Here is a 12,991-nt window from a genome sequence, read left to right on the forward strand (position 1 = left end):
ACTGAGGTGGTGTTATGTTTAGTAATCAAAAAAAGAGTTTTTTTAAAAGTAAATGGTTTTACGGAATAATCGCTGCGGCGCTGCTGGCCTTCGGAATATGGATCAATTATGATGGCGGCAGCCAGAAAGCCAATACAGCTACCAAAGTAGACCAACAGACACAAAGTACGACACAAAGTCCTGATGTGGTTGACAGCAGGGATGATGAAACTTCGGAAACAACCGACGAAGAAACAACCGATGAAGAGGAAACAAAAGAAACCGAAGAAACACAACAAACCTACTTTCTCATACGTGAGATCGAGGGTGTTGTGAAAGTGTTCTACTGCAATGGAAATGGTGAGGAAAGTCTTTATCAGATCACGACGATCCCTTTTGCTTTACTTAGTAAGGAAGACCAGCAGATGCTGGCGGAGGGCGTTCAGGTTAACTCAAAAAATGAGCTGGCGGACTTTCTGCAAAACTTTGATAGCTAGAGGAGGCAGCAATGAAGAGTGCGATTAAAAAAGGAGGCCTGATCTTTATGGGCCTCCTCCTTACGATTATTATCATCGGCCAGTTTACAATGAAGGACGATGATACCGCCAGTGTGGATGTGGTATCAGAAACCGTGCTGGTGCCGGGCGGACATTCCGTAGGCGTTCGAATGGATGTTAAAGGAGTATTGATCGTAGGGCTGGAGGAAATTGAGACGGCAGACGGAAAGAAAGTGAATCCGGGGATCCAAGCCGGACTGCAGATCGGAGACATGATTCTGGAAATCGACGGTACCAAGGTGTATAAAGCCGAAGAAGTGCAAGCTTTAGTGAACAAAATACAAGGCGATGTAAAGCTGAAAGTAAAACGAAAGTCGCAAAAACTGGATATTAATCTTACTCCAGTCGTGTCCAAAGATGATAATCTCTATAAACTGGGAGTCTGGGTTAAAGACAAGACCGCCGGTATTGGCACTCTGACCTACTATAACCCGGTGAATCAATCCTTCGGAGCATTGGGCCATCCGATTGTAGACCCGGAAACAGGCTCCATTCTATCAGTGGATAAAGGGCAGCTGCTGCAAGCTCAAGTACAATCCATTCAAGAAGGTACCGCCGGAACGCCGGGAGAAATCAGAGGCGTCTTTTATGAAGCGGACTCTCCACTTGGCGGATTGGAGAAAAATAGTTCTTACGGCGTTTTTGGAAACGCTTATCATCCAATTGAAAATCCGCTGTACACAAAGCCTTTAGTCGTCGGAAGACAGGACCAGATCGAAAAGGGAAAAGCCTATATTCTGACCACCCTGGACGATAATAAACTGGAACGATTTGAAATTGAAATTGAAAAGATCAACCATCAGAGCGAACCAGCGGATAAAGGCATGGTAATTAAAGTAACCGATAAGCGGTTATTGGAAAAGAGCGGCGGTATTGTCCAGGGAATGAGCGGCAGTCCAATCATACAGAATAATCGCATTATCGGCGCTGTAACCCATGTATTTGTCAATAATCCTCAGAAGGGCTACGGGATTTTTATCGAGTGGATGCTGCGTGCATCTGACTCATAAATAAGAAATTTGTCGAAATACTACGCAAATTGACTTTCTTTTTTCGTTGCTATTTTTACAGGATAATCTAAAATTATATATGGAATAGCAAGCCAAAAGAGAGAAAAAGAGGAAAACAAATGTTTAATGCGTTTATTGACAAAGGAGGATTAAATGAAAAGAATTAAAATCGGTATTGCTGACGATAACAAAGACTTTTGTGACATTCTGTCGGATTTTTTCCAGGATAAGGACAATATCGACATCTCGTTCATTGCCCACGACGGAATCAAGACAGTAGAAGCCATAAAAGAACATATGCCTGAGGTTTTAGTTCTGGATATGATAATGCCCCATTTAGATGGACTTGGCGTTCTGGAAACGATCAGCGGCATGGATTTGCCAGTGTATCCGCGGACAATCGTGCTTTCTGCCGTAGGGCAGGAGACAATCACCCAGAAAGCCATCAATCTTGGAGCAGAATATTACATCGTTAAACCTTTCAGCCTGGACATTCTGTTGAAAAGAATCAATCAACTGGCCGGCAACGACGCTCAGGAAGAAGGGAAGATCAGTTTCGCAAGAGCCATACTCAATAATCAAGAAGAAAACTCGCGTGAAGATCTGGAAGTGGATATCACCAACATTATCCACGAAGTTGGGGTTCCGGCTCACATCAAAGGATATCAATACTTACGGGACGCCATCACCATGGTGGTAGAGGATATGGATTTGCTGGGAGCGGTAACAAAAGAGTTATACCCGGCAATTGCCCAGCTCAACAATACAACTCCCAGCAGGGTGGAACGGGCGATCCGGCATGCGATTGAAGTTGCATGGAACAGAGGAAAAATTGAAACAATCAACAGCCTGTTCGGCTATACGGTGCATAACGACAAGGGAAAACCAACCAATTCGGAATTTATTGCAATTATTGCAGACAAGCTGAGACTCGAAAGAAAGGCCGGCTGAACAAAGGGAATAATATTGTAATTATTTTAGGATATCAAGCAAAGTAATTGAAAAGGAATAAAGGATTAGATGGAATTATTGTAATGGAAATACTTATTATTCGTATGGGATAAACTCCTTTTATCAGTCGATAAAGGGAGTTTTTTAAATGCATAACGAAATTATTATTTCGCGTATTCAAGACAAAAGAAAAAGCGCCTCTGCGCAGGATACGACAATTTCTAACAAAGGGACATGGTATAGTTGGGATAAATGTTTTCTTTATTTCTCAACATCTATATATTGAAGAATTTCCGATATGGAACATTGTAGGATACGACAAAGATCATTCAATGTAGTTGTGGTAACCGGCTTATTGTTCTTAAGCCTTGAAATTGTAGAACTGCTGATATTATAGCGGGTGATCAGGGCATAGGTGCTGACGCCTTTTTTTTCTAATGTCTTCCAGAATGGATCATAGATGATCATAATGCACCTCCACTTTTATAAAAGTATAGGTTAGTATCATTTAATTGACTATACTCGATAAAGCGACTATAATAGTTTTAGACTAGTTTCACAAAATATGCATGGAATAACCATCCTGCTATACGAGGATAAATAATATGGATTTTATTTTTAGCTACATAATTGCCCTAGAGATGGTAATTGTGAGTCTGTGTATCGTTAATACATGCCTTCATAAGCGATATAAAGCGATCAATGTCTATCTTCTCTTAATGGTGCTTTCGGCAATAGCGGTTACGATTAGTGTTAATCTAATTCAAATGACCGGTTTTAAGATCGAGAGCAGTTTATTCATACTCAGCTGTCTGATCTTGTTGTACCCTGCATTTTTCTTGTACAAAGAACCTTATTCCATTTTTCTGACTGTTTTATCAGCGGCAGGAGTCTATACGATGCTTGTTTTTTCCATGTCTGTACATATTGGGGCACTCCTGCCCGGCCCGTCTCCATTAATGATACTTGCGGTCCAATCCTTCATTCATGCAATCTGTATCTATTGGATTTATCGGTTTCTTAAAAATAGATCTTTCTATCTGCCCAATCATATCTCCTGTAAAATTCATGGTTACTTTCATTGGGTAAACATATTCTGGCTGTTACTGATTGTTGTATTAAATTTGGCCTTTCATTATACGGAAAACGAGTGGCTGCCGGCAGCTGCATTGCTGATACTTTCTGTAAACCTGTTTTTCTCCTATGTGTTTTTGTATTATTTACTCAAAAACGATAAAGACATGCATTACTTGAAAAAGGCGATTTATCTCGACGAGATGACAGGGTTGTGCAACCGGTCGCGGATGTTTTTGGATGCGGCGGAAAAAATTAAGGATAAAATACCGTTCTACTTATTCTATATTGATTTGAACGATTTTAAATCTGTCAACGATTCCCACGGACACTTGGCAGGGGACAACTATTTATGCAGAGTCTCTGGTGTGGCGAGGAGAATTATCGGAGATCAAGGAAAACTCTACCGGATGTCCGGAGATGAGTTTATTTGTATTTACATAGGCACAGACGTCATGCGCTGTCTGACACAGCTGAATGAGTATCCTTGGGATGAACAGTTCCACGATATGGAATTCCTCGGATTCAGCCTGGGGTATTCCAAGTACCCTGATGACTCGGAAGAGCTGGATGATCTAATTTATATTGCCGATAGCAGAATGTATCAGCAAAAGCGCCATGACAGCAGCCAGACAGCTAAAGAAATGTGAAAGAATAAAAAATGCGCCATCTAAGAACGGACGGCGGAAAAAAGCTTTCCCTTTTTCATTGAAAAAAACATCGATCATAGTATAATATCATATTAACGAATACTTGAAAAAGGAGAGATGCAATTATGAAGATAACCGCTGTATTAGGAAGCCCCAGAGATGCCAGTATTTCTACCAGGATTGCCATGAGAGCAATCAAGGGCGCAAGAGATGCCGGACATAAAGTTAAGATTTACAATGTAAACGAAATGGACATCTTAGGCTGTCATGGCTGCGGATGCTGCCGAAAATATGATACGGACTGTGTCATCGAAGACGATATGGAAGAATACTTTAAAGATTTGAGGGAGAGCGGAGCACTGATTCTGACCTCTCCCAACTATTATTCGCAAGTAACGGGACCGATGATCACATTTATGAACCGCCATTACTGCCTTTCCGACAAAGAACGCAAACCCCGTGTTCCGTCTGGGATTAAATTGATCGGGATTTTTGCTCAAGGAGCCCCGGCTGATTATGAAAAATACCAGGCGAATTACGATTGGTATCTGGGGACCTATATTGGCAAAGATATGGACTTAGTGGGCAAACTCATTGCCGGAGGAGATACAGATACGGATGATGACAGCGCGATTATGAAACAAGCCTATGAACTGGGCATGTCTTTATAGGATAGTTTTTCGTTCTTTGTTTTCATCAATTTCATTGTTTCAGAGACCAAAAACGCCAATTCTTCCAAATTGCTGCAGAACAGATGGATATCGCCGGACTCTAATCCGTTGATTACCCCGGACGTATAAGTTTTCAGCTGTTGTTTTACGCCGCAGGAACCTGCCTGCGATTCCAATAGAGGCAGACCAAGAATCAGCGTTTCCCGCAGTTTTAACCAAAGTTCTTTTAAGGCCGGGCAATCGTTGTCAAACAGAAGAAAATCCAAACAAAGATAGAAGCTCTTGAATGTAACGCCTTGTTCCTGCAGGGATTGAAGCTTGGAGGTATATTGTGAAAACCTGTGCTTTGATCTTGATGAATAGCGCTTTACAATATGGTTAAAAGCGAAAAGAATCATTTGCATTGCTTCCTGAAACATGGAAGCAATTTTTTTCACTGCCGGGGCCTTCAGTAATATGTTATCTTCTCTTATGGCAATTACAGAAGCTCTTAACCCCTGAGATGTAGTAACAACTCCAAATACTTTTAAAAGATCGACAACCCTTCGTACTGTACTAAAGGACACGCCATAGGTGTTAGCGATCGTGCTGTAAGAAGGAAGTTGATCCCCTTCTTCGTATACAGAATCAAGCATAATCAGTCTGATCAACTCTGCTGCTAAAGAATAGCAATGCTGGGGGCGTCCCCGGTAGACATTCCACTGAAAAGGGATTTGTTTCTGAGGTGGCACATCTGTCTGTGCCTGCCGAATAAAAGACTGAATTGTTCCACCGATTTCCTGTTCGATTAGAAGGTAAATACGATAAAGTTCCTCACGGTCGTTAGACTCACAGGCCGCGATCACCTTTCCAGATAACAATCTAAGGTGTTGTAAGTTTTGCGTATTGGGAAGTTTCCTATTTAATGTGTGTGGAAATTGGTAGAAGGAAACAGTTTCATTGTATAAATCCAGCGCAAGACGATTATTCATCGCTAATATAATTTCCTGACCCAATAAAAAAGAAACGTAGAGATCTCCATTTTCCAGTTTAGCAGCCACTTCTTTAATGAAGTTCATTTGACTTTTGCACAGTCGCAGACACCCTTGGTGCATCAGAGGCACGAGCAGGACCTGCCAAGCTTGGCCCAAAGATTTAATCGCCTCTTTTCTAGACAGGTAATACGCCTTTGCGTTTTGGTTGCATGCTTGCTCTGATTGATCATATACAACCAAAGTCTTTCTGCCGGAAGAAAGGCTGATGTATCCTTCTTCCTGGAGCTGCAGATAAGCATTTCGTATTGTACGGAACGCAGCGTGGTACACTTCATGCAGAAATTCCATCGACGGCAAAACATCTCCTTTTTTATAGTATCCAAATTCAATTTGAACTTTAAAAAATTCATAGATTAAAGTGGTTTTGCCATACTTCACAACATATCCTCCTCGTATCGAACAATTGCATGGGAAAAATAGTATACCATTTTTTTTAAACCAGATCTACTATAAGCTTGTAAAGCACCAATATGTTTGATAGAATTATACAAAGATACCTATGTGAACAAAGTAAATATATCAATTTATTTGACGTGTGCAGTTTAGCTGCAAAGGTAGGCAAGGAGGAAAGGCTATTGGCTACGGAAACAGAAAGTAAACAGGCGAAAGCAGATGAGAGCTCGGATTACGAATATCGTACGTTGATGAGTCTGCTGGGAGTTAGTGTAAGCAAACATCTTCTGGATGAACATTATACGGTCATATGGGCCAATGATTTTTATTATCAGTTGATTGGATGGACAAAAGAGGAATATGAAACCAGGTTTCACAACCATTGTGATCTCTACTATAAAACGGACCCGGAGGAGTGGAACCTATTGGTAAATACGGTTACAAAGGCTTTAGAAACAAAGCAGGAAGGATACCAGCTGGTCAGCCCTATACGTAGAAAAAACGGCGAACGTATCTGGGTAAAATTTTCCACCGCATTTGCAGATGAATATGTAAATGGCTATCAAGTTGCCTATTCAGTCCTCACCAATATTGACGATTTTGTACGAATGCAAAAGGAACAGTCCGTAACATATGATAATCTTCCTGGATTTGTCGCCAAATTTCGAGTGGAAAACGGAGGTTTCGAATTTTTAGAAGCCAACGGGCGTTTTCGTGACTTTTTTGGCAGTGATGGACAGGAATGCCTGCCCTACGGCCTCACGAATTATGATACGGAAAAGAATCGTGCAACCTTTCGTCAAAATCTTCCGCTTATGGAAAAGGGAGAACCAGTTCATTTTACCTTGCAGTCTAAAGATCCATCCGGTAAAGATATGTGGATGCAGGTTAACGCTGAGTGCATTGATTGGGTAGATCAATCTCCAATATATCTGGTCATTTACATTGATATCACAGACATAACAGAACAGCGCGAATTGCAAAAGCAATTGGAAGAACGTTCCAAATTGCTCAACGAAGCCCTTCAGGCCGCTGAGAAAGCCAACAAATCCAAATCGGATTTTTTGTCTCGGATGAGTCATGATATTCGAACTCCAATGAATGCGATTATGGGTATGACTGCTATCGCCTCATCCCACATTGATGATAAGGAACGGATTCAAGACTGTCTATCTAAGATTGAAGTTTCTTCAAAACTTCTTCTAAGCCTGATCAATGAAGTCCTGGATATGTCCAAAATTGAAAGCGGACGAATCACAATGGCAGACGAAGAATTCAGTCTGAGTGATATTCTACAGAGCATGATAACCATTATTCATCCCTCAGTTCTGGAAAAACAGCATACTTTTGATATTCATGCTTACCAATTGAAACATGAAAACGTCATAGGCGACCCCCAGCGTATCGAGCAGGTCTTTCTCAATATTCTTTCCAATGCGATTAAATATACGCCGCATAAAGGAAAGATCGTCCTGGATATTAAAGAAAAGCCCTCAAATCGTGATGGTTACGGCTATTATGAATTTATTTTCAAAGACAATGGGTACGGTATGACGCCGGAATTCGTGAAAAAAATCTTCCTGCCTTTTGAGCGTGCGGAAGATGATAATATACATACGATTCAAGGAACGGGCTTGGGAATGGCTATCAGTCAGAATATTGTCCGTATGATGGGAGGCGATATTCAGGTTAGCAGCAGCTATGGACAAGGATCGGTCTTTACCGTAACCATGTATTTAAAACTACAGGAAGAAAAAGAATTTGATCTTAAAATAAAGGCCGTTGCGCCGGTTCTGGTCGTAGATGACGATCAGATTTCTTGTGAAACGACTTGTCAGCGACTGGAGGAACTCGGACTGGACAGTCAGTGGGCCCTTTCCGGAGAAGAAGCGATAAAAATGGCTGCTTCAGCACATCAAGAATCGTTGGATTATCAAGCAATTATCATTGATCTGAAGATGCCGGGAATGGATGGAATTGAAACGGCGCGGCAGATTCGAAAGCGAATAGGAAAACACATTCCTATCATTCTGCTTTCGGCGTATGACTGGACGGAATACGAAGCATCTGCAAAGGCCGCCGGAGTGGATGGTTTTGTAGTGAAGCCGATGCTGCGGTCCAGTCTCGCCTATGCGCTCAAACGTTATGTACTCAAAGAGACGAAAGAGCCGGTCGATCAGTCTCGGTCAAAACTCCGAAAGGGAATTCATACAGGAAAACGTTTGCTTCTAGTAGAGGATAATGATCTGAACCGGGAAATTGCGGTGGAAATTTTGCAGCGAACAGGAGCTCTTGTGGATATCGCACGAAACGGACAGGAAGCAGTCGATATGTTCCAAGCAGCCCTTGAAGACACCTATAGTCTGATCTTTATGGATATCCAAATGCCGGTTATGGGCGGGATTGAAGCCACCCGTATCATCCGCAATCTGAAAAGAGCAGATGCGAAAAAAGTGCCCATCATCGCAATGACGGCGAATGTATTTACAGAAGACATCGCAGAAAGCAAGGCTGCGGGAATGAATGAACATCTGGCCAAGCCTTTGGACCTGGAGCAGATTTATCAGATCATGGAACAATATTTATGCGATGTGGGCCAACAGAGCAAAGAATGATCTTAATTTCCTAAAAGTATCTGGCTATCTGGAGGTTCCTGTAAGATACGATCCTCTATTGCCGGCCTGCAAGGTTGGACAAAAAGACCCGTCGCTGCAATCGTTTTTTGCGGCAACGGGCCTTTTTATCTGCTTTACTAAGGCCGTTCCAGTCTTTTTTCAGCCAGATCTTCGGCAGCCATTTCTGCCACTTTATAATGCATTAATTTTCCGGTGGCTGTGTGAGGAAGTTCGTCTACAAATCGATAAAAGCGCGGACATTTATAAATTGAAAGCATGGGATGCTCCAGGCAGTACATACCCAGTTCTGCCGCTGTAAGACTGCTGTCTGCAGGCACGATGTAGGCAGCTACCGCTTGTTCCCTGAGCCTGTCTGCAACGCCTACAACGGCCGACTCTGCGACCTTTGGGTGCTGATTGAGGATTTCTTCCACCTGTGAAGGATAGATATTTTCTCCGGCAGAAACGATCATATCGTCCTTTCTCCCTACTATAGTAATAAATTGGCTTGCATCCCAGGTGGCCAAATCTCCGGTATACATAAAACCTTTATAAAACTTTTTCTTCATTTCCGAAGGGTTGTTATAATAGCTGTAAGAGGATTTTGCCGGAGAACAAAGAATGACTTCTCCTACATCCTGTCCATCCATATCCGCAAGATCGTCCGGCTCGGCTTTTCGATCGTCATAGACTTTTACGACCCGCACATCATCGTCCGTGCAGGAGCGTCCGGCGCTGCCGGCCATTTCCGGCAGGTCATAAGGACGCAAAAAGGTGTTCCAAAAGGTCTCTGTAGTGCCGTAACCGTTAAAAATATTCGGACTGAGCACCTTATGAAACCGCTGGCAGGCAGCTTTTTCTAGGGGACTGCCCATGGTTACGATCCCTTTCAGGTGGGAAAGATCGACCGGGTTGCGCTCCTGAACCTGTGTCAGCAGCGTCAGAACAGCAGGAACACCGATTAAAAAGGTGATTTCATATTTCTCGGTGTATTTCAGACATTTTTTTGGTGTAAATTCCCGGAGAATGATTACCTCGCCGCCTGCGTAAAGGGTAGGGCAGGGACCGCCGGAATGAAGTCCGCCTCTGTGAAACCACGGTGTCATATTCATTGTCCGGTCCATTGGGGTCAGCGGGAAGTGCATCATAACATCGTGGGCGGACAGCACTTCATTAATATTGTTAAGGGGGACGCCCTTGGGTCTGCTTGTCGTACCTGATGTGTAGAGACGAGTCGTTTCATCATAGATATGAGCCGGTACCGGTAAGAGCGGATTTTCCTCTGATTGATCTTTTACGTAGTCCTCATAGGTGATATGACCGCGGGGAAGTTCCTTTTTATCAGTGCACCCGGTCATAATGAGAATATCCGGCCGGTATGCGCACATGGCAAGGGCCTCCTGAACCATTTCCCGAATTTCCATATCGTAGATAAATACTTTTGGTTTGCTATCGTCAATAGAAAGGGCGGTTTCACCGGGAGCCAGCCGGTAGTTAATCGGGGAGTTGATGGCCCTGATCTTCTGAGGTGCTAGGTAGCAGAATACAAATTCAGCACAATTGGGAAGCTGGTACATAATCACATCGTTTTTCTCAATCCCGTCCTCAATCAGTGCATTTGCCAAGCGATTGACTTCCGAATTTAGCTGCCGATAAGACCATTGCCGCTCCAGTTCAGGATCAAACAGAGCGGGACGGTCTGCGAACCGCGAAACATTACGCATAAATCCATTTAAATAAGTGAACGATGTTTCAAAGGTTTCTTTAAACATCGTTACGTCATAAGTAAAGGACATTGTACTAAAACCTTCTTTCTGATCTTCTATTTTTCATATTTTTTTACAATAATGCTGGAGTTCTGTCCGCCGAAACCCAGCGCATTGGACATGGCGGCATGGATGGCCGATGTCCGCGCCTGGCCCGGAATATAATCCAAATCACATGCTGGGTCAGGAGTCTGATAGCCGCACGTGGGCGGCAGAGTTGCAGTCTGGAGCGCTTTGATACAGGCGATAACTTCAGTAATACCGCCTGCGCCCATCAGGTGTCCGGTCGCGCCTTTTGTCGAACTGACAGGGGGGATATGGCTGCCGAATACGTCTTTGATGGCCTTCGTTTCAATGGGATCCCCCAGAGGAGTGGATGTACCGTGGGCATTGATATAGCCAATCTCTTTCGGCTCCATTTCCGCAAGCTCAAGTGCGCGCTTCATACATGCTACGGCGCCTTTTGCTGATGGGTCGGGAGAAGTAACGTGGTAGCCGTCGGATGTATTTGCATATCCCGCCAGCTCGGCCAAAATATTAGCTCCGCGTGCCCGCGCATGAGTCTCTGTTTCCAGGATCAGCGCTCCGCCGCCTTCGCCCATGATGAATCCGTCTCTGTCAGCATCAAAGGGCCGGCAGGCTTTTTTGGGATTGTCGTTGTTTCTGGATAGCGCTTTTGCCTGGGCCAGACTTCCCAGTACCACCGGGCAGAGGCTGCTTTCACCACCCATCACGACCATAGCATCTGCTTCACCGCAGTGGATAATCATGGCTGCCATGGCCAGCGCATCCCCGCCGGAAGAGCAGGCCGTGTTCAACGTATAGCTGGGGCCGTGGATCCCCTTTGCGATAGATAGCTGGGCTGCGGCCAGATTGCCTAAAATCTTGGGTACGAAGCGTGGGCTGACTTTTTTGGCCTTACCTGCGGTCAGCTCCTCCTGAGTCGCTGCTGTTGTTGCCACTCCATTCATAGCAGTTCCCATGACAATGCCTATCCTGCTGGGCTCTTGCTGTATCGGAAAGGAGCTTTGCTCCAAAGCCTCATCAGCCGCCGCAAACGCGTATTGCTGGAACAGATCCATTTCCCGGATCAGTTTGGGCGATATATAATCTTTCGGGTTAAAGTCTTTTACCTCGGCTGCGATTTGCACGGCCAAATCCTGTGTATCAAAGCGGGTGATGCGATCGATCCCGCAGACTCCTTGTACCAAGTTGTCCCAATAAGTGTCTATACCGGTTCCGATGGGTGTAACAGCTCCCATGCCGGTTATGACTAGTTTTTCTTTCATTTAATTTCCTCCAAGTGTGTAATTACATTCACCATATTTTATCATATTTTTTGTAAAAATCCACAGTCAGGTTGACAAAAAAAGTGGGATTTTATATACTGAATCCGCAAATACAATGATATTACGGAATACAAAGGCGGATGTCCGTGCCGTCTGCAATCAGCCAAACTGAGGGGATGCGCCGGACTGCCGAATGTGAATTAAAATAAAAAGGAAGTGGATGAAATGATTGGAAAAGAAAAGATCGATCGAATCAACGAGCTGGCTAAAAAGCATAAAGAAGAAGGTCTGACGGATGAGGAGCATAAGGAACGAGAATCTTTGCGTCAAGAATATCTGTCAAAGTTTCGTGAAAATTTCAAAGGACATTTGGATCGAATCAAATTTGTAGAGGATATGAGCGAGGAAGAATTGAAGGAATACAACAAAAAGCACAAAAAAAAGATTTGATCGGACGGCGGGAAAAGACAAATTTCCCGCTCTCTTTGTTTTATGATACAAGTATCGAAAAAAACAAAGGGGAGTATACAAATGAAAAAAAAGTATTTTAATTTGCTGGCGATTCCTGCGCTGGCTGTAATCGTTTTCTGTCTGTTCAGCGGTTTTTCCTCACAGGATCCCAAGCATGCAGTTCAGTCATTGATCGACCAGAGGACGATAACGATGCAGAGTTTTTCATTGGGCGAAATTCCTTATCGGGAAGCGGAAAAGCGCCTGCGCCAGATCGAAGATGAAACAATCCTGAAGCAGGATTTGAAAGATCTCGCGGCTGAGGAGACCAGCAGCATATCGAGAGTAAGCTCCGTCAGCTTTGAAGAATTGACTAAGAAGAAACAATTCTTTCAGTACATAACCTATGAGGCGAAGATTGTTTGGGATACTGGGACCTCTACTTCAGAGGGGCTTTATAACGTGGTCATTAAGGAAGAGGACGGCAATTATAAGCTGACCGTATTTGAACCGGCAAAACTTTAAAAAAAGTGTGAATGACGGGAGCACAGC

12 protein-coding genes are annotated in these 12,991 nt (G+C 43.6%); 8 read left to right on the plus strand and 4 right to left on the minus strand.

Annotated features, from left to right (window positions below):
- The first annotated feature begins 14 nt into the window (after positions 1–14).
- The 3 genes from LG211_RS08885 (at position 15) to spo0A (ending at position 2,497) form a co-directional block, all read left to right on the plus strand.
- Positions 15–476 (plus strand): BofC C-terminal domain-containing protein, encoded by a 462-nt coding sequence (locus LG211_RS08885; RefSeq protein ID WP_148395219.1) that lies wholly within the window; start codon positions 15–17, stop codon positions 474–476.
- Positions 477–487: 11 nt separating this feature from the next.
- Positions 488–1,546, plus strand: coding sequence for a SpoIVB peptidase (gene spoIVB / locus LG211_RS08890; RefSeq protein ID WP_148395218.1), 1,059 nt, complete (start codon positions 488–490; stop codon positions 1,544–1,546).
- A 153-nt stretch (positions 1,547–1,699) separates the two neighbouring features.
- Positions 1,700–2,497 (plus strand): sporulation transcription factor Spo0A, encoded by a 798-nt coding sequence (gene spo0A / locus LG211_RS08895; RefSeq protein WP_148395217.1) that lies wholly within the window; start codon positions 1,700–1,702, stop codon positions 2,495–2,497.
- Between the two features lie 261 nt (positions 2,498–2,758).
- Here spo0A and LG211_RS08900 read toward each other — a convergent pair whose 3' ends face one another.
- The gene (locus tag LG211_RS08900; protein ID WP_148395216.1) at positions 2,759–2,965 is read right to left on the minus strand and encodes a helix-turn-helix domain-containing protein; all 207 of its coding nucleotides are present in this window, start codon (positions 2,963–2,965) and stop codon (positions 2,759–2,761) included.
- Between the two features lie 137 nt (positions 2,966–3,102).
- Here LG211_RS08900 and LG211_RS08905 point away from each other — a divergent pair, with 137 nt between their 5' ends.
- Together LG211_RS08905 and LG211_RS08910 are read left to right on the plus strand one after the other, a co-directional pair.
- On the plus strand, positions 3,103–4,221 hold the full coding sequence (locus LG211_RS08905; protein ID WP_148395215.1) for a GGDEF domain-containing protein: 1,119 nt from the start codon (positions 3,103–3,105) through the stop codon (positions 4,219–4,221).
- A gap of 125 nt (positions 4,222–4,346) precedes the next feature.
- Entirely contained in the window at positions 4,347–4,892 is a 546-nt protein-coding gene (locus LG211_RS08910; RefSeq protein ID WP_148395214.1) for a flavodoxin family protein, read from the plus strand.
- Here LG211_RS08910 and LG211_RS08915 read toward each other — a convergent pair.
- Complete coding sequence (locus LG211_RS08915) at positions 4,868–6,304, minus strand: GntR family transcriptional regulator (protein WP_269477360.1); 1,437 nt, start codon at positions 6,302–6,304, stop codon at positions 4,868–4,870. The two genes, LG211_RS08910 and LG211_RS08915, sit on opposite strands and share 25 nt — an antisense overlap.
- A gap of 197 nt (positions 6,305–6,501) precedes the next feature.
- Here LG211_RS08915 and LG211_RS08920 point away from each other — a divergent pair, with 197 nt between their 5' ends.
- Positions 6,502–8,934 carry a PAS domain-containing hybrid sensor histidine kinase/response regulator gene (locus tag LG211_RS08920; RefSeq protein ID WP_227755155.1) on the plus strand — a complete coding sequence of 811 codons (2,433 nt, stop codon included), beginning with the start codon at positions 6,502–6,504 and terminating at the stop codon, positions 8,932–8,934.
- Positions 8,935–9,071: 137 nt separating this feature from the next.
- On the opposite strand, the gene LG211_RS08925 is transcribed toward LG211_RS08920, so the two are convergent.
- Positions 9,072–10,730, minus strand: a complete 1,659-nt coding sequence (locus tag LG211_RS08925; RefSeq protein WP_227755156.1) for a class I adenylate-forming enzyme family protein — start codon at positions 10,728–10,730, stop codon at positions 9,072–9,074.
- 26 nt (positions 10,731–10,756) lie between these two features.
- Positions 10,757–11,989, minus strand: a complete 1,233-nt coding sequence (fabF, locus tag LG211_RS08930) for a beta-ketoacyl-ACP synthase II (protein WP_148395211.1) — start codon at positions 11,987–11,989, stop codon at positions 10,757–10,759.
- Between the two features lie 225 nt (positions 11,990–12,214).
- Between fabF and LG211_RS08935 the strand changes: the two genes are divergently transcribed.
- Entirely contained in the window at positions 12,215–12,439 is a 225-nt protein-coding gene (locus LG211_RS08935; RefSeq protein ID WP_148395210.1) for a DUF896 domain-containing protein, read from the plus strand.
- Positions 12,440–12,520: 81 nt separating this feature from the next.
- Complete coding sequence (locus tag LG211_RS08940; RefSeq protein ID WP_148395209.1) at positions 12,521–12,964, plus strand: hypothetical protein; 444 nt, start codon at positions 12,521–12,523, stop codon at positions 12,962–12,964.
- Positions 12,965–12,991 lie beyond the last annotated feature (27 nt).

It is taken from the genome of Hominibacterium faecale, from assembly GCF_020734085.1.
Taxonomy (GTDB): Bacteria; Bacillota; Clostridia; order Peptostreptococcales; family Anaerovoracaceae; genus Hominibacterium; species Hominibacterium faecale.

What these genes read in the sequence shown, in the direction of transcription:
- spo0A (WP_148395217.1), top strand. Translation starts at nt 1,700, where the DNA reads ATGAAAAGAATTAAAATCGGTATTGCTGACGATAACAAAGACTTTTGT.
- LG211_RS08910 (WP_148395214.1), top strand. Translation starts at nt 4,347, where the DNA reads ATGAAGATAACCGCTGTATTAGGAAGCCCCAGAGATGCCAGTATTTCT.
- LG211_RS08940 (WP_148395209.1), top strand. Translation starts at nt 12,521, where the DNA reads ATGAAAAAAAAGTATTTTAATTTGCTGGCGATTCCTGCGCTGGCTGTA.
- LG211_RS08935 (WP_148395210.1), top strand. Translation starts at nt 12,215, where the DNA reads ATGATTGGAAAAGAAAAGATCGATCGAATCAACGAGCTGGCTAAAAAG.
- LG211_RS08885 (WP_148395219.1), top strand. Translation starts at nt 15, where the DNA reads ATGTTTAGTAATCAAAAAAAGAGTTTTTTTAAAAGTAAATGGTTTTAC.
- spoIVB (WP_148395218.1), top strand. Translation starts at nt 488, where the DNA reads ATGAAGAGTGCGATTAAAAAAGGAGGCCTGATCTTTATGGGCCTCCTC.
- LG211_RS08905 (WP_148395215.1), top strand. Translation starts at nt 3,103, where the DNA reads ATGGATTTTATTTTTAGCTACATAATTGCCCTAGAGATGGTAATTGTG.
- LG211_RS08900 (WP_148395216.1), bottom strand. Translation starts at nt 2,965, where the DNA reads ATGATCATCTATGATCCATTCTGGAAGACATTAGAAAAAAAAGGCGTC.
- LG211_RS08925 (WP_227755156.1), bottom strand. Translation starts at nt 10,730, where the DNA reads ATGTCCTTTACTTATGACGTAACGATGTTTAAAGAAACCTTTGAAACA.
- fabF (WP_148395211.1), bottom strand. Translation starts at nt 11,989, where the DNA reads ATGAAAGAAAAACTAGTCATAACCGGCATGGGAGCTGTTACACCCATC.